Source organism: Kitasatospora sp. NPDC058048 (genome assembly GCF_042885555.1).
Taxonomy (GTDB): domain Bacteria; phylum Actinomycetota; class Actinomycetes; order Streptomycetales; family Streptomycetaceae; genus Kitasatospora; species Kitasatospora lactacystinica.
Genome location: NZ_JBHVRT010000002.1, coordinates 75,816 through 99,111 on the forward strand (window position 1 = coordinate 75,816; position 23,296 = coordinate 99,111).

Annotated in this window: 19 protein-coding genes; 14 read left to right on the forward strand and 5 right to left on the reverse strand. The window is 74.9% G+C overall.

Going from position 1 to position 23,296, the window contains the following annotated elements; all coding sequences use genetic code 11:
- Nucleotides 1–23: 23 nt before the first annotated feature.
- Nucleotides 24–683, forward strand: a complete 660-nt coding sequence (locus ACFVVA_RS02415) for a response regulator (protein ID WP_387685333.1) — start codon at nucleotides 24–26, stop codon at nucleotides 681–683.
- A 100-nt stretch (nucleotides 684–783) separates the two neighbouring features.
- On the opposite strand, the gene ACFVVA_RS02420 is transcribed toward ACFVVA_RS02415, so the two are convergent.
- From ACFVVA_RS02420 to modA, 3 genes are all read right to left on the reverse strand, one after another.
- Nucleotides 784–1,860 (reverse strand): ABC transporter ATP-binding protein, encoded by a 1,077-nt coding sequence (locus ACFVVA_RS02420; RefSeq protein WP_387684913.1) that lies wholly within the window; start codon nucleotides 1,858–1,860, stop codon nucleotides 784–786.
- A gap of 172 nt (nucleotides 1,861–2,032) precedes the next feature.
- Nucleotides 2,033–2,848, reverse strand: a complete 816-nt coding sequence (locus tag ACFVVA_RS02425; RefSeq protein ID WP_387685335.1) for an ABC transporter permease — start codon at nucleotides 2,846–2,848, stop codon at nucleotides 2,033–2,035.
- Between the two features lie 137 nt (nucleotides 2,849–2,985).
- The gene (gene modA / locus ACFVVA_RS02430) at nucleotides 2,986–3,834 is read right to left on the reverse strand and encodes a molybdate ABC transporter substrate-binding protein (protein WP_387684914.1); all 849 of its coding nucleotides are present in this window, start codon (nucleotides 3,832–3,834) and stop codon (nucleotides 2,986–2,988) included.
- A gap of 402 nt (nucleotides 3,835–4,236) precedes the next feature.
- On the opposite strand from modA, the gene ACFVVA_RS02435 reads away from it, so the two are divergent.
- The 7 genes from ACFVVA_RS02435 (at nucleotide 4,237) to ACFVVA_RS02465 (ending at nucleotide 12,914) form a co-directional block, all read left to right on the forward strand.
- Nucleotides 4,237–5,304 carry an RNA ligase (ATP) gene (locus ACFVVA_RS02435; RefSeq protein ID WP_387684916.1) on the forward strand — a complete coding sequence of 356 codons (1,068 nt, stop codon included), beginning with the start codon at nucleotides 4,237–4,239 and terminating at the stop codon, nucleotides 5,302–5,304.
- A gap of 119 nt (nucleotides 5,305–5,423) precedes the next feature.
- On the forward strand, nucleotides 5,424–6,830 hold the full coding sequence (locus tag ACFVVA_RS02440; protein ID WP_387684918.1) for a cytochrome P450: 1,407 nt from the start codon (nucleotides 5,424–5,426) through the stop codon (nucleotides 6,828–6,830).
- 377 nt (nucleotides 6,831–7,207) lie between these two features.
- Nucleotides 7,208–8,071, forward strand: coding sequence for an MHYT domain-containing protein (locus tag ACFVVA_RS02445; RefSeq protein WP_387684920.1), 864 nt, complete (start codon nucleotides 7,208–7,210; stop codon nucleotides 8,069–8,071).
- A gap of 227 nt (nucleotides 8,072–8,298) precedes the next feature.
- Nucleotides 8,299–11,322, forward strand: a complete 3,024-nt coding sequence (locus ACFVVA_RS02450; protein WP_387684922.1) for a nitrate- and nitrite sensing domain-containing protein — start codon at nucleotides 8,299–8,301, stop codon at nucleotides 11,320–11,322.
- Nucleotides 11,319–11,729, forward strand: a complete 411-nt coding sequence (locus ACFVVA_RS02455) for a roadblock/LC7 domain-containing protein (RefSeq protein ID WP_387684924.1) — start codon at nucleotides 11,319–11,321, stop codon at nucleotides 11,727–11,729. Before ACFVVA_RS02450 ends, ACFVVA_RS02455 begins: the two co-directional genes overlap by 4 nt.
- Nucleotides 11,730–11,851: 122 nt before the next feature.
- Complete coding sequence (locus tag ACFVVA_RS02460; protein WP_387685337.1) at nucleotides 11,852–12,199, forward strand: DUF742 domain-containing protein; 348 nt, start codon at nucleotides 11,852–11,854, stop codon at nucleotides 12,197–12,199.
- Nucleotides 12,200–12,284: 85 nt separating this feature from the next.
- Nucleotides 12,285–12,914: an ATP/GTP-binding protein gene (locus ACFVVA_RS02465; protein WP_380538090.1), complete on the forward strand. Its 630-nt coding sequence runs from the start codon at nucleotides 12,285–12,287 to the stop codon at nucleotides 12,912–12,914.
- 137 nt (nucleotides 12,915–13,051) lie between these two features.
- On the opposite strand, the gene ACFVVA_RS02470 is transcribed toward ACFVVA_RS02465, so the two are convergent.
- Complete coding sequence (locus tag ACFVVA_RS02470) at nucleotides 13,052–13,423, reverse strand: hypothetical protein (protein WP_359898613.1); 372 nt, start codon at nucleotides 13,421–13,423, stop codon at nucleotides 13,052–13,054.
- 361 nt (nucleotides 13,424–13,784) lie between these two features.
- Between ACFVVA_RS02470 and ACFVVA_RS02475 the strand changes: the two genes are divergently transcribed.
- Entirely contained in the window at nucleotides 13,785–14,339 is a 555-nt protein-coding gene (locus ACFVVA_RS02475; protein ID WP_387684926.1) for an RNA polymerase sigma factor, read from the forward strand.
- A gap of 97 nt (nucleotides 14,340–14,436) precedes the next feature.
- Nucleotides 14,437–15,483, forward strand: coding sequence for a hypothetical protein (locus ACFVVA_RS02480; RefSeq protein ID WP_387684927.1), 1,047 nt, complete (start codon nucleotides 14,437–14,439; stop codon nucleotides 15,481–15,483).
- A gap of 200 nt (nucleotides 15,484–15,683) precedes the next feature.
- Here the strand turns inward: ACFVVA_RS02480 and ACFVVA_RS02485 are convergent, their stop codons facing one another.
- The gene (locus ACFVVA_RS02485) at nucleotides 15,684–17,165 is read right to left on the reverse strand and encodes a cation:dicarboxylate symporter family transporter (protein ID WP_387684929.1); all 1,482 of its coding nucleotides are present in this window, start codon (nucleotides 17,163–17,165) and stop codon (nucleotides 15,684–15,686) included.
- A 196-nt stretch (nucleotides 17,166–17,361) separates the two neighbouring features.
- Between ACFVVA_RS02485 and ACFVVA_RS02490 the strand changes: the two genes are divergently transcribed.
- The 4 genes from ACFVVA_RS02490 to ACFVVA_RS02505 all read left to right on the forward strand — a co-directional run bounded on the left by ACFVVA_RS02490 (nucleotide 17,362) and on the right by ACFVVA_RS02505 (nucleotide 23,293).
- Nucleotides 17,362–19,308 (forward strand): ATP-binding protein, encoded by a 1,947-nt coding sequence (locus ACFVVA_RS02490; protein ID WP_387684931.1) that lies wholly within the window; start codon nucleotides 17,362–17,364, stop codon nucleotides 19,306–19,308.
- Complete coding sequence (locus ACFVVA_RS02495; protein WP_387684933.1) at nucleotides 19,305–20,033, forward strand: response regulator; 729 nt, start codon at nucleotides 19,305–19,307, stop codon at nucleotides 20,031–20,033. Before ACFVVA_RS02490 ends, ACFVVA_RS02495 begins: the two co-directional genes overlap by 4 nt.
- A gap of 219 nt (nucleotides 20,034–20,252) precedes the next feature.
- Nucleotides 20,253–21,746, forward strand: coding sequence for a diaminobutyrate--2-oxoglutarate transaminase (locus tag ACFVVA_RS02500; protein WP_387684935.1), 1,494 nt, complete (start codon nucleotides 20,253–20,255; stop codon nucleotides 21,744–21,746).
- Nucleotides 21,747–21,838: 92 nt separating this feature from the next.
- The gene (locus ACFVVA_RS02505; protein ID WP_387685339.1) at nucleotides 21,839–23,293 is read left to right on the forward strand and encodes a pyridoxal phosphate-dependent decarboxylase family protein; all 1,455 of its coding nucleotides are present in this window, start codon (nucleotides 21,839–21,841) and stop codon (nucleotides 23,291–23,293) included.
- Nucleotides 23,294–23,296 lie beyond the last annotated feature (3 nt).

Here is a 23,296-nt window from a genome sequence, read left to right on the forward strand (position 1 = left end):
GTCCGGCCGGAGGCGCCGCCGGGATGACGGACATCCTGCTCGCCGACGACGAGGACCTGATCCGGGCCGGTCTGCGGGCCGTCCTGGAGGCGCAGGGGGACCTGCGGGTGGTCGGCGAGGCGTCCGACGGCGCGGAAGCGGTCGCCCTGGCCCGTGCGCTGCGTCCGCACGTCGTGCTGATGGATGTCCGGATGCCGGTGCTGGACGGCCTGGCCGCCACGCGTGAGCTGCTGCGCCCCGGCGCACCGGGTGAGCGCCCGCCGCGGATCCTCGTCGTGACCACCTTCGAGAACGACGACTACGTCTACCAGGCGCTGCGCGCGGGCGCGGACGGCTTCCTGCTGAAGCGCACCCGCCCGGCCGAGATCGCCCAGGCGGTACGGCTGGTGGCGGCGGGCGAGTCGCTGCTGTTCCCGGCCGCGATCCGCCGCCTGGCGGCCGGGCACGGCAACCCGACCGCCCGTGCGGCGATGGAGCGGGCGGCGCTGACCGAGCGCGAGGCGGAGGTGCTGCGGCTGGTCGCGCGCGGCTTCAGCAACGGGGAGATCGCCGAGCGGCTGTTCCTCGGCGTGCAGACCGTGAAGACGCACGTCAGCAGCGTGCTGGCGAAGCTGGGCGCGCGGGACCGCACCCAGGCGGTGATCGCGGCGTACGAGTCGGGGTTCGTCGAGCCGGCGGAGTGATCGCGCCGGGGCACGACCGCGCTGGAGTGACCGTGCCGGGGGGCCGCGTCGGGGGGACCGCGCTGGAGCGACCGCGCCGGAATGGGACCGCCGGGGGGCGTCAGGCCGGGTAGGCGTGCGTCTGGGTGGCCTTGACCGAGGCCCAGACCGCGGCGCCGGGCGTCAGCTCCAGCTCGGCGACGGCGGCCGGGGTGAGGTCGGCGGCCATCGGCAGGTCGCCGGCGAGCTCGGCGCGGACCCGGTCGCCGTGCAGTTCCAGCCCGGCGACCTCGGCCTTCCACAGGTTGCGCGCGCTGGTCTGCGGGCGCTCCCGGTACAGCGTCACGGCGGAGGGCGGGAAGGCGACGAAGGCCGGGCCGTCCAGCTCCTCGGCGGTGGCCAGGACCGCCCCGTCCGGGAGTGTGACCCGGGTGCCCTCGGCCCGGCCCTGGTACAGGTTCAGCCCGACCAGCCGGGCGATGTAGTCGGTGCGCGGGTGCCGGGCGACCTCCGCCGGGCTGCCGGACTGCACCTGCCGGCCGTCCTCGATCACCACCAGCCGGTCGGCCAGCACCATGGCGTCCAGCGGGTCGTGTGTCACCAGCACCGCGACCGCCTCGAACTCGGCCAGATGGAGCCGTAGTTGGGACCGTACGTCGAGCCGGGTGCGGGCGTCCAGGGCGGCCAGCGGCTCGTCCAGCAGGAGCAGCCGGGGGCGTACGGCGAGAGCGCGGGCGAGCGCCACCCGCTGGGCCTGGCCGCCCGAGAGCCGGCCGGGACGGGCCGAGGCGTGGTCGGCCAGGCCCATCCGCTCCAGCCAGCCGGCCGCCTCCGCCCGCGCCTCGCGCTTGGGGCGGCCCTGGCAGCGCGGGCCGAACGCGACGTTGTCGAGCGCGCTGAGGTGCGGGAACAGCAGGTAGTCCTGGAACACCACCCCGACCGGCCGCTCCTCGGCCGGGGTGTGCACACGCTGCGCCGGGTCCTCCAGGAGGTGGCCGTCCAGGCGCAGATGGCCGCCGGTGAGCGGGAGCAGTCCGGCGAGGGCGCGCAGGGCGGTGGACTTGCCGGCGCCATTGGGGCCGAGCAGCGCGACCACCTCGCCGCGGGCGGCGGTGAGGGCGAGGTCGAGGGAGAACGCGGTGCGCTCGACCCGCAGGCGGGCGTCCAGGGCGGGGCCGGGTCGGCTGTCGGTGTTCATCGGGGTGGCGTCCAGGTGTCCAGAGTGCCCGGGAGGTCGAGCGGGTCCATCGGGTCCATTGCGTCCGTCGGGTTCATTGCGTCCGCTGGGTCCGCTGGGTCCGGGGGAGTGTCGCAGGAGGTGTGCGGGGGAGCGTCCGCAACGGTGTCCGAGGTTGAGCGCGCGGGCGGGGTCACGGCGTCGACAGCCAGCGGTCGCGCAGGCCGACCAGGACGGCGACGGAGACCACCAGCAGCACCAGCGACAGCGCGATCGCCGCCTGCGGGTCGGACTCCATGGCCAGGTAGACGGCCAGCGGCATGGTCTGGGTGCGGCCCGGGAAGTTGCCCGCGAAGGTGATCGTCGCGCCGAACTCGCCGAGCGCCCGGGCCCAGGCCAGGACGGCACCGGCGGCGATCCCCGGGGCGATCAGTGGCAGGGTGACCCGCCGGAACGCGGTCAGCCGGGAGGCGCCCAGGGTCGCGGCCGCCTCCTCGTAGCGGGGGTCGGCGGCCCGCAGCGCGCCCTCGACGCTGATCACCAGGAACGGCATCGCCACGAACGCCTCGGCGATCACGACCCCGGTGGTGGTGAACGGCAGCGTGATGCCGAAGGCCGAGTCCAGCCAGAAGCCGACGATGCCGCGCCGCCCGAGCACCAGCAGCAGCGCCACACCGCCGACCACCGGCGGCAGCACCAGTGGCAGGGTGACTAGCGCCCGGATGATCCGGCGGCCCGGCAGATCCGTGCGGGCGAGCAGCCAGGCCAGTGGGACGCCGAGGACCAGCGACACCGCGGTGGCCGCGGTCGCGCTGATCAGCGACAGGCGCAGCGCGTCCCAGACGGCGGGGCTGGTGAGCTGCTCGGACAGGTCGCTCCAGGGGGCCCGGATCAGCAGGCCGACCAGCGGCAGGATCAGGAAGGCCAGTCCGAGCAGCGCCGGGAGCAGCAGGGTGACCGGGACGCGGTGCGTGCGCGGGCGGCGGCTTCGCGGGCGCCGCCGCGGCAGGGCCTGCGCGGGTCCTGCCTGTGCGGGTCCTGCCTGTGCGGGCGCCGCCGGGTCGCCGTCGGCGGTACGGGCCGGGTGGCTCTGGTCTGGCTGGTCCTGGTCCGGGCGGTTCGGCCCGGAGCCGGTGGTGCGGTCGCTCACGGCGCCTGGAAGCCCGCCGCGGTCAGCACCTGCTTGGCCTCGGGCGACTGGACGTACGCGACGAAGGCGGCGGCGCCGTCCTTGTTCGGGGCCTTGGCGAGGGCGGCGATCGGGTAGTCGTTCACGGCCTTGGTGGCCTCGGGGAAGTCCACGCCGTCGATCTTCGCAGCATCGGCCTGGACATCGGTCCGGTACACCAGGGACGCGTCGACCTCGCCGAGTTCGACCTTGGTGAGCGCGCCCTTGACGTCCTGCTCCAGGGTGACCGGGGTGAGGTCGAGGCCGGCGGCCTTGAGCGCGGTCTGGGCGGCGGCGCCGCACGGCACCTCCTTTGCGCACAGGGCGACCTTCACGCCGGAGGCGGTGAGGTCCTTGAGGCCCGCGATGTGCTTGGGGTTGCCCTTGGGGACGGCGATGGTGAGCGTGTTCTTGACGAAGGTCGTCGGCTGTCCGCTCGCGCCGCCCGCGTCCGTGACGGTCTTCATGGTGGCCGGGCTGGCGGCGGCGAACACGTCGGCCGGGGCACCGGAGTTGATGCTGGTGGCGAGGCTGGAGCTGCCGCCGAAGTTGAAGGTGACCTTGGCGCCCGGGTTGGCGGCCTCGAACTTCTTGCCGAGCTCGGTGAAGGTCTCCTTGAGCGAGGCGGCGGCGAAGACGGTGACGGTGCCGGAGGCCTTCGGGACGCCGCTGCCGGCGGCGGAGGAGGCGTTCGGGGAGGTGGCCGAGGAAGCCGTGGAACCGGAGGACTTGCCGTCGCTGCCGCAGGCGGTGACTCCGAGGGTGAGCGCGAGGGCCGCGGCGGCGGCGACGGCGAGCCTGCGGGTGGTGGGCGTGCGGGTGCTCATCGGTGGTTCCCCTCCAGGGTGCGCGCCGGAAGGGGCGCGAGGGACTGGCCGCAGCTGCGGCCATTACGGCGATCATAGTGCCGCATATGCGAGCGATAAATCCCCTGTCGGTTTGCACAGGCGGGAGCCGGTGGGGGCCTCCGGGCTGCTGTGGGATGGCTCAAACGGGTCCGGGGGCACATGGCGGGGGGCGCTTGACGGGTGGGTCGTGCGGGGCGGGGTGGGGCGCGCGGGTGAGGGAGTCGTACGGGTCGTGCAGGTAGCACGAGCGGGGCCGGAAGGGACGCGCGGAAATTGCGTCGCGCCGTAGGTGGTCGAACGGACAGAGTGGTAGCCGTCCGTACACGCGGCCGGGTTGGTCGCAAGCACCGCCGCGGTCGAACCAAGGGGAGGAGTCCGTCCATGTCCACGCTGCGCGTCACCGCGGAGAAGCTGACCGTCCTGGAGCACCCGAACGCCGATGCCCTGGAGCTCGCGCAGGTCGGCCTCTACCGGGCGGTGGTCGCCAAGGGTATGTACCGGACCGGAGAGCACGCCGTCTACATCCCCGAACAGTCCGTCCTGCCCGATGAGTTGATCGAGGAGCTCGGCCTGACCGGCAAGCTGGCCGGCGCCCGGGCGAACCGGGTGAAGGCGGTACGGCTGCGCGGCGAGCTGTCCCAGGGCATCGTCTGCCGGCCCGCCGCACTTGCCGGCACCGACCTGGCCGCCGCGGCCGAGCGCGGCGAGGACTTCGCCGAACTGCTCGGGGTCGTCAAGTGGCAGCCGCCGGTGCCCACGTCGATGAGCGGCGACGTGGTCAGCGCGCCCGACCTGCTGCCCTGGGTGGACATCGAGAACCTCAAGCGCTACCCCGACGCCTTCGAGCCGGGCGAGCCGGTGGTGCTGACCGAGAAGCTGCACGGCAGCTGCTGCCTGGTCACGTACGTCGCCGCCACCGGCGAGGTGCAGGTGTCGTCCAAGGGCATCGGTGCGCAGGGGCTGGCGCTGGTCGAGGACGAGCGCAACCTCTACTGGCGGGCGGTGCGCGCCTACGGCATCCCGGCGGCCGCCGCCCGGCTGGCGGAGCGCCTCGGGGCCGAGCGGGTCGGCGTCTTCGGCGAGGTCTTCGGCGAGGGCGTGCAGGACCTGGGCTACGGCTCCTCGGCGCGCACCGAGCGGCCCGGCTACGCCGCCTTCGACGTCTCGGCCGTGGTGGACGGGCAGCTGAACTGGCTCTCGGCGGCCGAACTGCTGGACGGCGAGCTACCGTTGGTGCCGGAGCTGTGGCGCGGGCCGTTCGACCCGGAGACCGTCCTGGGGTTCGCCCGGGGCAAGGAGAGCGTCTCCGGGCGTGAACTGCACCTGCGCGAGGGCGTGGTGGTACGGCCGGTCACCGAGCGCTGGAGCCCGGTGCTCGGCGGGCGGGCGATCGCCAAGGTGGTCAGCGACGCTTACCTGACCCGCAAGGGGGGCACCGAATACGAGTGAGACGGGTCCGGATCCGGCCGGGCAGGTCGGCCCGTGGGCGGGTCCGGGCGCGGCTCCTTTCGGTGCTGACCGCCCGTCGGAAGCGGCGGCGGGCACGCCCCTGTACAGAAGGAGTGCCGATGACCATCGAACTCGTCCCCGTTCGGGCCCCCGGGCCTGCACCCGCCCCCACCTCCGCGATACCCGTCCCGGCGGGGAACCGCCTGGTCGGCTCACTGTTCGACCTCACCCGCCGCCCGCTGCGCAGCTACCTCGCGGCCCGACGCGACCACGGCGACGTGGTGCGCTTCCAGGCCGGGCCGCCCGGGCTGCGCGCCGACTTCTACGGGGTGTTCTCGCCGGAGGGCGTCCGGCAGGTGCTGGCCGTCGAGGCGGCCAACTTCCGCAAGGAGGACCCCTTCTACGACGAGTTGCGGACCAGTGTCGGCAACGGGCTGCTGACCAGCCAGGACGCCGAATACCAGCGCCAACGCCGCATGGTGCAGCCGCTGTTCACCCGGCGCCGGGTGGACGGCTACGCGGACGCGCTCGCGCAGGAGGCGCAGTCGCTCGCCGAGCGCTGGCGGGCGGTGCCCGGCGGGGTGGTGGACGCGGCGGAGGAGACGTCCCGGTTCGCCCTGCGGGCGGTCGCGCGGATCCTCTTCGGCGCCGACGTGGAGGAGGCGATAGCGGTGGTGCACCGCAGCTTCCCGGTGCTCGGCGAGTACGTGAAGGAGCGCGGCTACGCCCCGGTCCGCCTCCCGCGCACCTGGCCGACCCCGGCCAACCGACGCGGTGCCGAGGCCCAGCGGGCGCTGTACGGGGTCTGCGACCGGATCATCGCCGAACGGGCCGCACGGGGCGGCGGCGACGAGGACGCGGACGACCTGCTCACCCTGCTCGGACGGGCCCGCGACGAGGACGGCGGGCGGCTGGACCCGGCCGAACTCCGCGACCAGGTCCTGGTGTTCCTGCTCGCCGGGCACGAGACCACGGCCACCGCGCTGGCCTTCGCGCTGCACCTGCTGGCGATGCACCCCGAGCAGCGGCGGCTCGCCCGGGAGGAGGCGCGGACCGTCCTGGCGGGGCGGGCACCCACGGCGGCGGACCTGGAGGCGCTGCCCTACATCACCCGGGTGCTGAAGGAGGCGATGCGGCTCTACCCGTCGGCGGCCCTGGGCGGGCGGCGGGCGGTCGCGGAGACCGTCATCGACGGGTACGTGATCCCGGCCGGGGCGCAGGTCGTGGTCGCGCCGCTGGTCACCCACCGGCACCCGGACCACTGGGTGGACCCGGAGCGCTTCGACCCGGACCGCTTCCTCCCGGAGGCGGAACGGGCCCGGCACCGCTACGCCTGGTTCCCGTTCGGGGGCGGACCGCGGGCCTGCATCGGGCAGCACTTCTCGATGCTGGAGGCGGTGCTGGCGTTGGGGGTGCTGCTGCGGGACTTCGAGGTGGAGGCGGTGGACCGGCGGGTGGCACTCGCCCAGGGGATCACGCTGCGGGCGGCGAGCCCGATGCGGATCCGGGTGATGGCGAGCCGCTGACGGCCGGCGGCTGACTGCGTGCGGCCGACAGATGACAGCGGACAGATGACAGCGGACAGAGTTCAGCGGACAGATGACAGATTTCAAACTCTGTCATCTGTCCGCTGTCGTTTGTGCGCAGCTCCCCGAACACCGGCCGCCGCGCTGGCCGCCCTCTGGGTACACCACAGGGCCATCGGAACACATCAACCGCTCCCTGCGGGCAGCTTTTCAGATCTTTGTCTGACCGATTCCGGCCCCTCGGTAGCGTCCCACGCACCCCAGGCCGGAAGCGCACATGCGGTTGGCATATGCCATTCGTGTGCAGTCCGCCCGGCCCGGGGCGCCCGGGCGCACCGCGTACCGCCCCCGGGCCCGACCGGTCGACCGGAGGTCCCATGGGCACTCTCAACCATCTCAGCCTCGGCTGGCTGACCCCCGCCCTCTCGTACCTGATGGCCTGCACCGGCGCCGCCCTCGGCCTGCGCTGCACGCTGCGGGGGCTGGCCGCGAGCGGTCCGGCCCGGCGGAACTGGCTGATCACGGCCGCCGCCGCGATCGGCTCCGGCATCTGGACCATGCACTTCGTCGCCATGTTCGGCTTCACCGTCGACGGCACCGAGCTGCGCTACAACGTGCCGCTGACCGTCCTCAGCCTCGTGGTCGCGGTGCTGGTCACCGGCCTCGGCCTGACCGTGGTCTGCTACGGCCGGCACCGCGGCCTCTCCCTGCTCTCCGGCGGCGTCACCACCGGCCTCGGCGTCGCTGCGATGCACTACCTGGGCATGGCCGCCCTACGGATGCACGGGGGCCTGCACTACGACGCCGGGACGGTCGCGCTGTCCGTGCTGATCGCGGTCGGCGCCGCGACCGCCGCGCTCTGGGCCGCCGTCACCATCCGCAACGTGTACACGGCCGCGGCCGCCGCGATGGCCATGGGCCTCGCCGTCAGCTGCATGCACTACACCGGCATGGCCGCCGTCCACGTCCGGCTGGAGCCGACCCGGACCGTTCTCGGCGGGGTCAGCCCGATGGAGTTCGTCTTCCCGCTCGCCGTCGGCCTCGGCTCGTTCCTCTTCCTCGCCTCGGCCTTCGTGGCACTCTCGCCGACCGCCCAGGAGCGGGCCGGCTACCGGGAGGCGGGCGAACTGGCCGTGGAGGAGGTCCCCGCCGCGCCCCCGCACCCCGAGCGCGCGTGGCACGAGCCCACCCCGGCAGCGGCCGGGCGGCGCGACGCCGAGCGGCACGACCGCGCAGCCTGAGCCGCGCCCTCGCACCTTCGCGCCCTCGTACCGTCCGTTCCCCGCCCGCTCGCTCGCTCCCCGCCCGATCGCTCCCGGTCCGGCCCCGCAGCCTCCGCCCACCCGGCCTCCGCCCTCCCCGCCCGAAAGGCTCCTCACCCATGCGAGAAGACCGCGGTACCGCCCCCGGTACCCGCCGGGGTGCCCATGCCGGGCCGCCCGCCCGTCCGCCGCGCCCAGGCCCGTGGTTGCGCGGGCTGCGTCCCCGGACCGTCCGCGCCCGGATCATCGCCCTGCTGATGGTCCCGGTCGTCTCCGTCATCGCCCTGTGGGGGTTCGCCACCGTCACCACCGCCCAGGGCGTCTGGGGCCTGATGCGCCAGCGCGACGCCCAGCGCACGCTGCTCACGCCGGTCGCGGAGACGGTCGCCGGGCTGCAGGCCGAACGCACCGCCGTCGGTCAGCTGTTGGCGGCCCCAGCGGCCCCAGTAGCCCCGGCGGCGACCCCGGCGACCTCGGCGACCGCCCCCAGCGCCGCCCGGGAGAGCGCCCTGCGCGAGGCGGCGGCGGCCACCGACCGGGCGCTCGCCCCGCTCTTCCCGGACCCCCGCCGACCCGACCGGGGCTACAACCGCGCCGACGCCCAGGGCCTGGGCGATGAGGCGGCCGCCCGGCTGGACGCCCTCGGCGGTTCGCTCGCGGCCCTGCCCGTACTGCGCGGCCGGGTCCTGGCCAGGAGCGTCGGCTGGCCCGAGGCGTACGCGGCGTACGGCGAGGCGGTGGACCGGGCGCTCGCCGCCGCCGGCGCCGTCGCTCCCTTCCAGGAGCGCCAGGTGGCCGCCGACGCGCGGGTGCTGCTGGAGCTGGCCCGGTCCCGCGAACTGCTCTCCCGCGAGGACGCGTTGCTGCGCGCCGCCCAGCTGTCGGGCGGGCTCGGCGACGACCAGCTGCGGGAGTTCTCCGGCGCGGCCTTCGCCCGGCGCGAGTTCGAGCGGGGCGCCGCCGCCGACCTGCGCTCCGTCGACCGGGCGGAGCTGCTCGCCGTCACCGGGGGCCAGGACCACCGCGAGCTGGCCGGGTACGAGGACAGGATGCGGACGGCCGCCGACGGTCGGTCGGCGGTCGCGGCGGTGCCGGCCGACCGCTGGGCGATGGTCGCGGGCAACGTGGCCGGCGCCCTGCGGGGCGTCGAGGACCGGGCCGGAAGGCTCGCCGCCGAGCGCCAGGACCCTTACGCACTGGGCCTGTTCACCACGGCCGGGATGGCCGTGCTGCTCGGTCTGGTCGGCGTGGTGGCCTCGCTGGTGATCTCGGTGCAGATCGGGCGCGGGCTGGTCACCGAGCTGATCGGCCTGCGCAACTCGGCACTTGAGCTGGCCGGGCGCAAACTCCCCGCGACCATGAGGAAGTTGCGTGCGGGCGAGGAGGTGGACATCGAGGTCGAGGCGCCCCGGCCGGTGGGGCGGGGCGACGAGATCGGCCAGGTGCACCGGGCGCTGGGGACCGTCCAGCGGGCGGCGGTCACGGCGGCGGTCGAACGGGCCGAGGTGCTCTCCGGAGTCTCCGGGGTGTTCGTCAACCTCGCGCGCCGCAGCCAGGTCCTGGTGCACCGCCAACTCACCCTGCTGGACGCGATGGAGCGCCGCACCGACGACCCGTCCGAGCTCGCCGACCTGTTCCGGCTGGACCACCTCACCACCCGGATGCGCCGCCATGCCGAGGGCCTGATCATCCTCTCCGGGGCCGCCCCCGGTCGGGGCTGGCGCCGTCCCGTCCCCCTGGTGGACGTGGTGCGCGCGGCCGTCTCGGAGGTCGAGGAGTACGCCCGGGTCGAGGTCCACCCGCTGCCGCGCGCCGCGGTGGTCGGCCACGCCGTCGCCGACCTCACCCACCTGGTGGCCGAACTGGTCGAGAACGCCACCGGGTTCTCGCCGCCGCACACCCGGGTGCACATCCGGGGCGAACGGGTCGGCAACGGCTTCGCGTTGGAGATCGAGGACCGCGGACTCGGCATGGGCCCGGAGGTGCTGGCCGCGGCCAACAGCCGGATCGCCGCCGCCGAGCAGACCGACCTCTTCGACAGCGACCGGCTCGGCCTGTTCGTGGTCAGCAGGCTCGCCCGGCGGCAGGACGTCAAGGTCTCGCTGGTCACCTCCGCGTACGGCGGCACCACGGCGGTGGTCCTGCTGTCGACCGCGCTGCTGGCCGACGAGGCGGCGGCGGTGGGGGCCGAGGACGTGCGGTACGGCTTCGAGCCGGTCGCGCCTCCGCTGCCCTCGGCGGCGGCGGCGTCGGGCGGCACGGCGTCGGGTGGCGCGGTGGCGTCTGGTGCCGCCCCGATCGACGCGGTGGGTGCCGCGGCGGTCGGGGCGGGGCCGGTGGAGCCGGTGTTCGCCGATCGGGCGGATCACCGCGGCGTCCCGGAGCGGGAGTTCATCCCGGAGCACGGGCATGCGGAGCGGCCGGTGGGCAGTCCGGGCAGTGGCCCGAGTGGTGGCTCGTCGGGTCTCCCGACCGGCGTCTCGGGGCACCCGGGGTACCCGGGGCGCCCTGGGCGCCGGGATGACGCTGGGCGCCGGGAGCACCCGCAGGACGGGACGAGTGATGGGCTTCCGGCGGCGGGTGGGCCGCCGCCGGAGGGTGGGGCGCTGCTGCCGTTCGGTGTCCGGGGCAGTGCCCCCGGGCCGGTGCGCCGCACCCCCTTCCGGGCCTCCGGTGCCCGGGAGGCCGGTCCGGCTGCGGACGGGCGCGCGGGTGCGGCCGCCCGTCCGCAGTCCGGGCCGCCGCAGCCGTACGGCGCGGAGCCGTACGGCCAGGGCTCTTTCGCGGAGCCGGTACCCGGACCGGCCACGGGCGGCCCCGGCTCGGACGGCGTCCGCTCGCGCGGCCCCGGCTCGGACGGTGTCCGTTCGGGCGGTCACCAACCCGGCCAGGGGCCGGAGGAGTTGCCGCGCCGGACCCGTCAGGCGAGTCTCGCACCGCAACTGCGCGAGGCCCCGGCCCGTCCGCCTGCGCACAGGCGCCGTACGGCTGCCTCTTCCTCCCTCTTCGCCTCCGCCGGGCCGGGTTCCGGGGACGGTTCCGGCGACGGCTTCGGTGCGGCGGGCCGCAGCCCCGAGGAGGCGCGGGCTGCGATGTCCGCGTTCCAGAACGGATGGGCGCGCGGTCTGCACCCGGAAGACCGGCGGGACGGGGAGCCCGCCGACCCTCCGCAGCCGCCGCGGGCGCACCATCCCCAATCCCCGTCCCGAACCGAAGGAGAGCGTCCGTGATCGCCACCACCCACCGCGCGGGAGCCCTGAACTGGCTCCTGGACGAGCTGGTCCAGCGCGCCCCCGAGCTCCGCTTCGCCGTGATGCTCTCCGCCGACGGCCTGGCCATGGGCACCTCGGCCGGACTGGCGCGGGAGGACGGAGAGCACCTGGCGGCCGTCGCCTCCGGATTCCACAGCCTGGCCAAGGGCGCCGGCCGGCACTTCGGTGCGGGCGAAGTCCGCCAGACCATGGTCGAGTTGGAGGGCGGCTACCTGCTGGTCGCGGCGGCCGGGGAGGGCACCTGCCTCGCCGTGTTCGCCACCTCCCGGGCCGACCTCGGCCTGATCGCCTACGAGATGGCCAGGCTGGTCCGCCGGGTCGGGGAGCATCTGAGCGCCCCGCCGCGGGCGGTGGGCGGCCGGTGAATCCGGTGCCCCGCCCGTACCGGGGGCGACATCCGGAGCACCCGACCGACCCCGACGGGCAGCCCCGCAACCCGCTCGCCGCCGCCCACCGGGCGCGCTGGTACGACGACGAGGCCGGGCCGATGGTCCGCCCGTACGCGATGACCCGGGGGCGCACCGGGGCCGGGGAGCAGCAGTTCGACCTGATCGCCGTGGTGGTCACCGAGCCGCCCGATCCGACGTTCCTGCCCGGCGTGCCCGAGCCGCCGGTCGGCCCGGAACAGGCGCGCATCCTGGCGCTGTGCCGGGGCACCCCGCTGTCCGTGGCCGAGTTGGCCGCCGACCTCGACCTGCCGGTGGGTGTCGTGCGGGTGCTGCTCGGCGATCTGCTGACGGCCGGGCTCATCCGGGTCCGCCGTCCCGTCCCGCCCGCCCTGCTCCCCGACGAGCGCATCCTCCAGGAGGTCATCCGTGGACTCCGCGCACTCTGATCAACCGTCCGCATCGTCCGCCCCGTGCGTGCCGTCCGCCCCGTGCGTGCCGTCCGCACCGCGCGTACCGTCCGACCCCCTCGGCCTGTCCGATCCGTACGGCGGGTCGGATCCGTTCGACGCCGAGGATCCCGACGGCACCGTGCTCGCGCTCAAGATCCTGGTGGCGGGCGGCTTCGGGGTCGGCAAGACGACGCTGGTCGGCGCGGTCAGTGAGATCCGGCCGCTGCGCACCGAGGAGCGGCTGACCGAGGCCGGGCGCGAGGTGGACGACCTGGACGGTGTGGAGCGAAAGACCACCACCACGGTGGCGATGGATTTCGGCCGGATCACCATCCGCGAGGGGCTGGCGGTCTACCTGTTCGGCACCCCCGGGCAGGACCGGTTCTGGTTCCTCTGGGACGAGTTGGCCCAGGGGGCGCTCGGTGCGGTGGTGCTCGCCGACACCCGCCGGCTGACCGACTGCTTCCCGGCCGTCGACTTCTTCGAGCACCGGGGCATCCCGTTCGTGGTCGCGGTGAATCGTTTCGCCGGGACGCGGGAGTTCGGCCCGGAGGACGTCGCCCGCGCGTTGGACCTGGATGCTGGGACGCCCGTGCTGCTGTGCGACGCGCGCCGCCGGGCCTCGGGCAAGGAGGTGCTGATCAACCTGGTCGAGCACGCGGGCCGGGTGCACGCTGCCCGGCTGCTCGCGGACGCCTCGCCGGTGGGCTGAGACGGTGGCGGCGGAGGTGCAGCGGGCGGGCGACGGACAGATGACGGCCGACAGATGACAGCTGACAGCTTTCGAAATCTGTCAGCTGTCATCTGTCAGCCGTCGACCGCCGGTTCTGTCAGCGGTTCAACCGTGCCTCAGCTGTGCCACTGGAACACGATCCGCGTCCAGGTGGACCCGGGACATTTGCCCCAGACCGCCCAGGCCTCCGGCCGCGCGCCGATCCACAGGCCGGTGGTGTGCGAGCCGTCGGCGCAGTAGGTGATGGTGCGCAGTCGCCCGGAGTAGACGTTGCAGTAGCCCTCCCAGCGCCAGCCGTAGTTGCCGGTGATGACGCAGTGGTAGGCCTCGGACGTGATGGTGTTCCAGGCCTCGGCGGCCCCGGGGGTGACGGAGCGGGTCCCGGCCGTCGCCGCGGCGGCCGGCAGGGCGGTGGCCCCGAGTGCGCCGAGAGCGGCCGTGGCGGCCAGCCCGAACGTGGCGATCTTCCTGGCGATGCAGCCTCGCACGGTGGTTCTCCTTGCTGAGGGGTTCTCGTCGGGCGGGTGTCCCGGCCGTCGGGATGTCCGCGCGGTCCGTACGCGGATCGTGCGGTCCGAGCGGAGGTGAATTCCCGCCCCCCGTACGGCTGGTGACGTGTTGCACACGAATGACTGCGCACAGTGAGACGACGAACTATGATGTGACCTGTGTCACAAGTAATCCGGTTGGCTCATGGTTCCTGCGGCCAGGACGGACCGGGTTCTCGGGGTGCCGATTTCCGGGGAGAGCGGCATGGCGGATTGCAGCGGTCGGAATGAGGGCGGCGGCGGACGGGAAAGGGACTTCGGTCCCAATGGGAGCGGCGGTCAATCGGCCGAGTTCAACCAGGTGTTCACGGATCTGCTGCCCAGACTCCAGCAGGCGGCGGCCTCGCTCGCCGGCGGTCCGGCCGGTGCGGGGGACGTCGTCCACGACGCGTACCTCAGGATCGCCCGTCGGCCGGAGCGCTTCCTCGGCCATCCACAGCCGTACGCCTACGCGTTCACCACGATGGTCAACATCCTGCGCGACCAGTGGCGCCGGGAGCGCCGGCGGGTGTCGATGCCCGAGGTGCCGGAGACGGGCGACATCGGCGAGCGGGACCGGGGGCTGCCGGACCTCCGGGCCGGTGGGATGGCCGAGTTGCAGGCGCGGTGGGAGGTGATGCGACTGCTCGGCTTCCTGACCGTCAAGCAGGCCCGTGCGGTGGTGCTGGTCGACCTCGACGGCTACAGCGTCGACGAGGCCGCCGAGCTGCTCGGGCTGCACCGCAGCACGCTGGCGGTCACCCGGCGCCGCGCTCACGGTCGGCTGCGCGCGGTCGTCCAGCTGGAGCGCGAGCGTGACGGGGAGCGCGGTCGGGAGCGCGATCGGGAACACGCGCGGGAGCGGGAGCGGAGCTGAGGGAGCGGCGGCGGGCGGGCGGCCGCCGCGCCACCCCGACGCACCGAACCGTCGGCAAGTCGGCTCGGGCGCTGCCCAGGCCCGTACCCTGCGAATCGTGATCACGTACGAGGACGGCGGCCTGCGCGCACTGGCCGAGGACGGCCGCTGGCCCGAGCTGCTCGCCGCCTACCGGCAGGGCCGCGCGGCTGCCGTGGCGGAGGCGGGGGAGGAGACCGCGGCGGCGCTGACGGCTCCGCTCGGCCACCTGATCGCCTACGCGGCGCCGCCCGAGCTGGCCGTCCGGCTGTTCGACCGGGAGGGTGGCGCGGGGACGGCCGCCGGGGTGGCCGATCATGACGCCGGTCCGCTCTGGGAGGTGCTGGCGACCAGGCACTCCTGGCTGCGGCTGGCCCCGCTGCTCGGTCCGGCCCCGGTGCGACGGCTGGTCGCACACACCAGGGCGCTGCTCGGCGAGGACCTCTCGCACACGGCCGAGTCCGATCCGGAGGGCGTGCCACTGCGTCTGGAGCCGTGGGAGGCGGCGGGTTGGGGCGAGACGGCCCGGGTGCGGGAGTACCTGCCCGGCGGGGGCGCGCGCAGTGCGCTGCTGACCCTGCCGGCCAGCCGGGAGGGCCTGGGCGAGGTGGAGCTGCCCCCGGCGGCGCAGCCGGGTGGCCGGCCGGCCGGACCGCGGGCCGCCCGGGCGCTGGCCGGGCTGGGCGCGCTCGCGCCGTGGGCGCAGACGGCCTGCGTCCGCGGCCAGGCCCCGGCGGCGGCGGCCCTGCTGGCCCGCGACCGGCGGGTGGTCGGAGGCTATCTGCCGTTCGCGCTCGCCTACCCGGCGCTGGTGCGGGCCGCAGCCGTGGGACGGTCACGGGGTTGTGCGCACGGGAGGCTGGGGCTGTGGCGGGCGCTGGCGGCGATGGCCGGGGCAGATGGTCAGGGCGGTACGGGCAGCACGGGCGCTGCGGGCGCTGCGGGCGGTACGGACGGCGCGGATCGTGCGGGCGGGACGGACCGGGACGAGGTGAACGCCCTGGTGGCCCGGATGCGCTGCTTCACCTGGCAGGAGCCGTCGGCCGGGCTGCACCATCTGCACATCGTGCTGGAGGACCCGGCCAGTGGGGTGGCCTGGGTGGTCAGCGGCTCGCAGGAGTTGTGACGCGCCGACCGGACCGCCGCCGGACTGCTGCTGGACAGCCGTCGGACGGAAAACCGGACCGAAAGCCGGACGGCCACCGGACAGAAAGCCGGACCGAAAGCCGGACGAAAGCCGGGCGGAAGGACGAAACCCTGGTCCGGCGCCGATTCCGGGGGTTGGTGGGAGGCGCCGGACCAGGGAGTGCGGGGGTGCCGCCGGGCTCAGACGCCGACGGGGGAGGTCCCCTGAGGGGTTCCCTGCGGGGTTCCCTGCGGGGTTCCGTGACCGGCTCCGTGGCCGGTTCCCTGGGCGGGGACGTCCTCGGGCGCGTCGGCCGTGGAGCCGTCCGCCGCGCCGGCGGGCCCGGCAGGCGCACCGTGGGCGTGGGCGTCGACCAGCGTCAGCTCGTCGAACGGCAGCTCGCCGGCCAGCACCCGCCGGGCACGTTCGGCGTCGAGCTCGCCGGTCCAGTGCCCGATGAGCACGGTCGCGACGGCGTTGCCCGCGAAGTTGGTGAGCGCGCGGGCCTCCGACATGAAGCGGTCGATGCCGACGATCAGTCCCACGCCGTCCACCAGCGCGGGCTTGTGCGACTGGAGTCCACCCGCGAGGGTGGCCAGTCCGGCGCCGGTGACCCCGGCCGCGCCCTTGCTCGCGATCACCATGAAGACCAGCAGTGAGAGCTGCTCGCCGAGCGACATCGGCTTGTCCATCGCCTCGGAGATGAAGATCGAGGCCATGGTCAGGTAGATGGCGGTGCCGTCGAGGTTGAAGCTGTAGCCGGTCGGCACGGTGATGCCGACGACGGGGCGGCTGACGCCCAGGTGCTCCATCTTGGCGATCAGGCGGGGCAGCGCGCTCTCGGACGAGGAGGTGGAGAGGATCAGCAGGAACTCGCGGCCGAGGTACTTCAGCAGCGCGAAGACGTTGACCCCGGCGACCAGGCGCAGCAGCGTGCCCAGCACCACGACGACGAACAGCACGCAGGTGACGTAGAAGCCGATCATGATGACGGCCAGGCTCTTCAGCGCGGCGGTGCCGGTGGCGCCGACGACGGCGGCCATCGCCCCGAAGGCGCCGATCGGCGCGACCCACATGATCATCGACATGACCCGGAAGACCAGGCGCTGCACGTGCTCGATCCCGCGCAGCACCGGCGCGCCGGCCGCGCCCATCGCCTGCAGCGCGAAGCCGGTGAACAGGGCGACCAGCAGGGTCTGGAGGACCTTGCCCTGGGTGAGGGCGGAGAACAGGGTCTCGGGGATCATCCCGAGCAGGAAGTCGGTGGTCGACTGGGCCCCGCCGGCGGCCGCCTGGGCGTGGCCGGACTTGGCGAGCGCGGCGGTCAGGTGCAGGCCGCCGCCGGGCTCCAGGAGGTTGCCGACGACCATGCCGATGGCCAGCGCGACGGTCGACATGGCGAGGAAGTAGCCGATGGCGAGGCCGCCGACCTTGCCGACCTTCGCGGCCTTGGTCACCGAGCCGATGCCCAGGACGATGGTGCAGAAGATCACCGGGCTGATCATCATCTTGATCAGGTTGACGAAGCCCGTGCCGACCGGCTTCAGCTCCACGGCGAACCCGGGGGCGGCCAGACCGACCACGACGCCCGCGATCACCGCGGCGATCACCGCGATGTAGAGGTAGTGGGTCCGGTCCTTGCGTCTGGGTCCCGCCGCCGGGGCGGCTCCAGCGATCGACATCTGCGGCTCCTTTGCCGTGCACTCCTGGTGGCCCCGGGGGATGGGCCGCTCCGACTATGGGCCCCGAAGTGACGGAGGTCACGTTTGCGTTCATAGAGTTCACGAACGCGGCGGACGGCCCGGACGGCGGCCCCGCGAACGGTGCGGGCCGGGCGGGCCCCGGGGGTGTCCGGGGGCGTGGTGCACACTGGCAGGCATGTCCGAGCGCACCGCCCCCACCGCCCCGCGCCGCCGCTCGCACCGGCCGACGGGCCGCGGAGCCCGGCGGCTGCCTCCGGGTCCACCCCGGTATCCCGCCCGCGGGCTGTCCCGCCGGCTGCCCCGTGGGCTGGCCCGGAGCCTGATCCGATGCCTGCCCCGGCGCCTGGTCCGCAGTCTGGCCGGGCAGCTGTTCGTCGTCCAGGTGGTGATCGTCGCCGCCGTGGTCGCCGGTGGCGCGGTGCTCGCGTACCTCTTCACCGCCGATCGCGCCGAGGACGCCGCCCGCCGCCAGGTCACCGCGGTCGCGCACGCCGTCGCGGACTCGCCGTCCGTCCGGGCCGCGGTCGCCGGTCCGGACCCGACCTCGGTGCTCCAGCCGTACGTGGAGCAGGTGCGGGCGGACACCGGGGTCTCCTTCATCACCGTCATGGACACCGACGGTGTGCGCTGGACCCACCCGCTGCCCGAGCAGATCGGGCGGACCTACCTCGGGCACATCGACTGGGCGCTCGCCGGGCAGACCCGCAGCGAGACGTACACCGGCACGCTCGGCCCGTCCGTGCGGGTGGTCGCCCCGGTGTGGGACGACCGGCACCGGGTGGTCGCGCTGGTCAGCGCGGGTCTCACGGTGGAGTCGATCTCCGCGCAGCTGAGCGGCCCGCTGCTCGCCCTGGTCGGCGTGGCGGTGGCCGCGCTCGCGGTCGGTGGCGTCGGCACCTACCTCGCCAACTCCCGGCTGCGGCGGCACACTCATGGGATGGGGCCGGACGAGCTGAGCCACCTCTACGAGTACCACCAGGCCACCCTGCACGCGGTGCGCGAGGGACTGGTGCTGCTGGACCGCTCGCACCGGGTGGTGCTGTGCAACGACGCGGCCCGGGAACTGCTCGGCCTGGCAGGTGAATTGGACGGCCGTCCGGTGGTGGAGCTGGGGCTTCCGGAGGCGCTGGTGGCGGCCGTACTGGGGGAGGAGCCGGTCCGGGACGAGGTGCACCTGACCGCCGAGCGGGTCGTGGTGCTGAACACCTCCACCATCGGCACCGGGCTCGGCCGGGTGGTCACCCTTCGGGACCACACCGAACTCCAGGCGCTCAGCGGCGAGTTGGACTCGGTGCGCGATTTCACCGAAGCGCTCGGCGCGCAGGCGCACGAGGCCGCCAACCGCCTGCACGCGGTGGTCTCGCTGATCGAACTCGGCCGCCACGAACAGGCGGTGGAGTTCGCCACCGCCGAGCTCGAACTCGCCCAGCAGCTCACCGACCGGGTGGTCGCGGCGGTGGGCGAGCCGGTCCTGGCCGCCCTGCTGCTCGGCAAGGCGGCGCAGGCCGCCGAACGAGGAGTGGAATTGACCCTCACCGAGGACAGTCGGATCGACGACGGAGTGCTGCCGCCCGGGCTCTCCGCACGGGACCTGATCACCGTGCTCGGCAACCTGATCGACAACGCCGTGGACGCCGCCATCGCCGGTGCGGCCGAGAGCCCCGTCCCGCCGGAGGTCACCGTCACGGCGCGGGTCGCCCGCGGCCAGGACTGCGAAGGGCCGGGCCGCAGCGTCCATGGCGACGGGAGCGGGAGCGGGAGCGGGGACGGGGACGGGGACGGCGTCAGCGGCGATGGCGCGGCGGCGGTGGCCGGTGACTTCCTGCTGCTGCGGGTCGCCGACACCGGTGCGGGCATCGACCCGGGCGCGGTCGAGGACGTCTTCCGGCGCGGCTGGAGCACCAAGCAGGACGGCCGCGGGCACGGGCTCGGGCTGGCGCTGGTCGCCCAGGCCGCCCGGCGCAACGGCGGCACCGTCGAAGTCGGGCGGGAGCGAGGCGCCGTGCTCACGGTGCGACTGCCGCTGGCCGGACGACCGGGAGAGGCCGTCGGCGACCAGGGGGAGTCCACCCGGCGGCCGGGGGAGTCCCCCGGCCGGGAGCAGGAAGGGGCGCTGGTGTGACCGGTACCGCCGACACCCCCGCCGCGGCGGGCATCTCGGTCCTGGTGGTCGAGGACGACCCGGTGGCCGCCGCCGCGCACACCCTGTACGTCCGGCGCGAGCCCGGCTTCCACGCCGTGGGGACCGTCCACAGCTGCGCCGACGCGCTGCGCTTCCTCGACCGGGCCCGCGCCGCCGGCACGCCCGTCGACCTCACCCTGCTCGACCTCTACCTCCCGGACGGCCACGGGCTCCAGCTCTGCCGCACGCTGCGCGCGGCCGGTCACAGCACCGACGTCATCGCGGTGACCTCGGCCCGCGACCTCGCCATGGTCCGGCAGGCGGTCTCCGCGGGTGTCGTGCAGTACCTGCTGAAACCGTTCAGCGCGGCCGCCCTGCACGACCGCCTGGAGCGCTACGCCCGCTACCGCGACAGCCTCGGGCGCACCGGCGAGGCGACCGGGCAGGAGGAGGTCGACCAGGCGTTCGCCCTGCTCCGCACGCCGGAGCGCAGCACCCTGCCCAAGGGGCTGAGCGCGCCCACCCTGGACACCGTCGCCTCAGTGCTGCGCGAGGCGGCCGCCGGGCTGTCGGCCGCGGCCGCGGGCGCCGCCGCCGGGGTCTCGCGGATCACCGCGCGGCGCTACCTGGAGCACTTGGTGGAGACCGGGTGCGCGGTGCGGGAGCCCCAGTACGGGAGTGTCGGCCGGCCGGAACTCTGCTACCGCTGGAGGGGGCGGGCCTGACGGCCTCCGAGGGTGAGGCGGCATGGGCGGGCATGGGGCGGCGGCCGGGGGCGGACGGTCGGCGTGGGGCGCGGCCCCGGGCCGTAACCCTTCCGCGCGATGCTCGTTGGATGAACCGGGGGAGGTTCACTCACTCGGGTGGTTCCGGAGGCCCCGGGGCGTTCCGCCAGGTCAAGAGCAGTAAAGTTAGGCTAACCTAACTTTCCCTGGGGGTTTCTCGTGTCACTCGCTGCCGTACCCGTCCAGGCCGCCTCCGGAGCCCCGGCCGCCGGTGAAGCCATCCTGCGCCGTCAGCGCGTCCGCGAGTCCGCCGCCAGAACGTACGCCCGCTCCTTCCCGATCGTCCCGGTCCGCGCCCACGGCATGACCGTCGAGGGCGCCGACGGGAGGCGCTACCTCGACTGCCTCTCCGGCGCCGGCACGCTCGCCCTCGGACACAACCACCCGGTGGTGCTGGAGGCGATCCGCCGCACCCTCGACAGCGGTGCCCCGCTGCACCTGCTCGACCTCGCCACCGCGGAGAAGGACGACTTCACCAGCGCGCTGTTCGAGAGCCTGCCCGCGGAGTTCGCCGCCCGCGCCCGGGTGCACTTCTGCGGACCGGCCGGGACGGACGCCGTCGAGGCCGCCCTCAAGCTGATGCAGACCGCCACCGGCCGGTCCGGCGCGCTCGCCTTCACCGGCGCGTACCACGGCATGACCGCCGGCGCCCTGGCGCTCACCGGCAACGTCGCCGTCAAGGAGCCGCTGCCGAGCGGCGGCGAAGTCGCCCGGCTGCCCTTCCCCTACAGCTACCGCTGCCCGTTCGGGGTCGGCGGCGACGCGGGCGCCGACCTCGCCGCGACCTATGTGGAGCGGCTGCTGGACGACCCCTCGGGCGGCGTGGTCGCGCCGGCCGCGATGATCCTGGAGGCCGTCCAGGGCGAGGGCGGGGTCGTCCCCGCGCCCGACGGCTGGCTGCGCGAGATGCGCCGGATCACCGCCGAGCGCGGCATCCCGCTGATCGTCGACGAGGTGCAGACCGGAGTCGGCCGCACCGGCGCGATGTGGGCGATCGAGCACAGCGGCATCGTCCCGGACGCCATGGTCCTCTCCAAGGCCATCGGCGGCAGCCTGCCGCTCGCCGTCGTCGTCTACCGCGAGGACTACGACGGCTGGCGGCCCGGCGCCCACACCGGCACCTTCCGCGGCAACACCCTCGCCATGGCCGCCGGGGCCGCGACGCTGCGCCACGTCGCGGCGAACGGGCTGGCCGAGCGGGCCGCCGTCGTCGGCGAGCGGATGACGGCCCGGCTGCGCGAACTCGCCGTCGAACTACCGGTGATCGGCGACGTGCGCGGCCGGGGGCTGATGCTCGGCGTCGAACTGGTCGACCCGGCGATCGAGCCCGACGCCTGCGGCGCCCGGCCGGCCGACCCGGCACTCGCGGTGCGGGTCCGGGAGGCCTGCCTGGCGCGGGGTCTGATCGTCGAGCTCGGCGGACGCCACGACGCGGTGCTGCGGCTGCTTCCGCCGCTCACCATCACGGACGAGCAGGTGGCGGCGGTCCTGGAGCGGCTGGCGGAGGCGATCGCGGCGGCCTCCACGACCGGGCGGCCGGGCGGATCGGCGAACGGGTCGGCTGGCGGATCGCCGAGCGGGTCGGCGGGCGGGTCTGGGCAGGCGGGGGCAGGTGCGTCCGCGGGCGCGCCGGCGGCTCGGGGCCGGCGGTGAGCGGCCCCGGATCGGACCCAGGAACCGACCCCGGAACCGATCCAGGAACCGACCCCGTCGGGCTCCCCGGGGACGGCGTCGCGACGGACGCCCTGGCGGGCGGCGCCGCCGGGCCGGGCGCGCTCGGACCGCTGCTGGCCACCGTCCTCGACTCCCTGGAGACGGGCACCGCCATGCGCTCCGGACCGCTGCCGGCCGGCAGTCCGGCCGAGATCGCCGCACTCGTCGACGACGCGCTGGCCAGCGACGACGGACCGGGCGCGCTCGCCCGGCTCACCGAACTTCTCGCCTACGGCGCCGCCGACCCCGCCGACCCGGCCTGCGCCGCGCACCTGCACTGCCCGCCGCTCGCCGTCGCCGCCGCGGCGGACCTCGCGGTCAGCGCCCTCAACCCCTCCCAGGACTCCTGGGACCAGGCCCCCGCCGCCACCGCCCTGGAGAGCGCACTGCTCGCCGAGATCGCCGGACTGGTCGGCTACGACCCGGCGCGCGCCGCCGGCGTCTTCACCTCCGGCGGCACCGAGTCCAACCTCATGGGGCTCATGCTGGCGCGCGACCAGAAGCTCGACGGCATCGTGGAGCTGGACGGCATCCCGGCCGGAGTCCGGCCGTGCATCCTCGCCTCCGAGGCAGCGCACTTCTCCGTCCAGCGCGCCGCCGCCCTGCTCGGCCTCGGCGAGCGGGCCGTCATCCCCGTCCCGGTCGACCGCGGGCTGCGGATGCGGGAGGACGAACTGGAACGGGCGATGGCCGAGGCCAGTTGGGCCGGCCGGACCCCGATCGCCGTGGTCGCCACCGCCGGCACCACCGACACCGGAGCCGTAGACCCGCTGTCCGCCGCCGCCGACCTCGCCGGCCGCTACGGTGCCTGGCTGCACGTGGACGCCGCGTACGGCGGCGGCGCGCTGCTCTCCGACCGGCTCGCCCCGCTGCTCGACGGCATCGCCCGCGCCGACTCGGTCTCGCTCGACTGGCACAAGCTCGGCTGGCAGCCGGCCGCGGCCGGGGTCTTCCTGGTCCGCCGCGCGGAGACCTACGTCTCGCTCGCCCGCCGCGCCGAGTACCTCAACCCGGTCGACGACGAGCAGGCCGGGTACCCCAGTCTGCTCGGCCGCTCGCTGCGCACCACCCGCCGGGCCGACGCCTTCAAGCTCGCCGTCACCCTGCGCACCCTCGGCCGCGACGGGCTGGGCCGGCTGGTCGACGCCTGCCACGACCTCGCCCGCACCGCCGCCGACGCCGTGCGCGCCGAACCGGCGCTCGAACTCCACGCCGAGCCCGTTCTCACCGTCATCCTCTTCCGCTACCGGCCGCCCGGGGTGACGGACGAGGCGGCGTTGGACGAGGTGAACGGCCGGCTGCGGCGCCTGCTGCTGCGCACCGGCCGGGCGGTGGTCGGCCGCACCGAACTCCCGGGCGACGGCCCGGGCCGGGTCCGGCTGAAGCTCACGCTGCTGAACCCCCATGCCACGGTGGGGGAGGTCGGCGCGCTGCTGCGGGAGGTGGTGGGCGCCGGGCGCAAGGTGGCGGGCGAGCGGGCGGGGTAGGGC

Bases quoted from the DNA above. Each gene is read 5' to 3' on its own strand.
- ACFVVA_RS02440 (WP_387684918.1), top strand. From the start codon at position 5,424: ATGACCATCGAACTCGTCCCCGTTCGGGCCCCCGGGCCTGCACCCGCC.
- ACFVVA_RS02435 (WP_387684916.1), top strand. From the start codon at position 4,237: ATGTCCACGCTGCGCGTCACCGCGGAGAAGCTGACCGTCCTGGAGCAC.
- ACFVVA_RS02420 (WP_387684913.1), bottom strand. From the start codon at position 1,860: ATGAACACCGACAGCCGACCCGGCCCCGCCCTGGACGCCCGCCTGCGG.
- ACFVVA_RS02490 (WP_387684931.1), top strand. From the start codon at position 17,362: ATGTCCGAGCGCACCGCCCCCACCGCCCCGCGCCGCCGCTCGCACCGG.
- modA (WP_387684914.1), bottom strand. From the start codon at position 3,834: ATGAGCACCCGCACGCCCACCACCCGCAGGCTCGCCGTCGCCGCCGCC.
- ACFVVA_RS02415 (WP_387685333.1), top strand. From the start codon at position 24: ATGACGGACATCCTGCTCGCCGACGACGAGGACCTGATCCGGGCCGGT.
- ACFVVA_RS02445 (WP_387684920.1), top strand. From the start codon at position 7,208: ATGGGCACTCTCAACCATCTCAGCCTCGGCTGGCTGACCCCCGCCCTC.
- ACFVVA_RS02485 (WP_387684929.1), bottom strand. From the start codon at position 17,165: ATGTCGATCGCTGGAGCCGCCCCGGCGGCGGGACCCAGACGCAAGGAC.
- ACFVVA_RS02460 (WP_387685337.1), top strand. From the start codon at position 11,852: ATGGTCCGCCCGTACGCGATGACCCGGGGGCGCACCGGGGCCGGGGAG.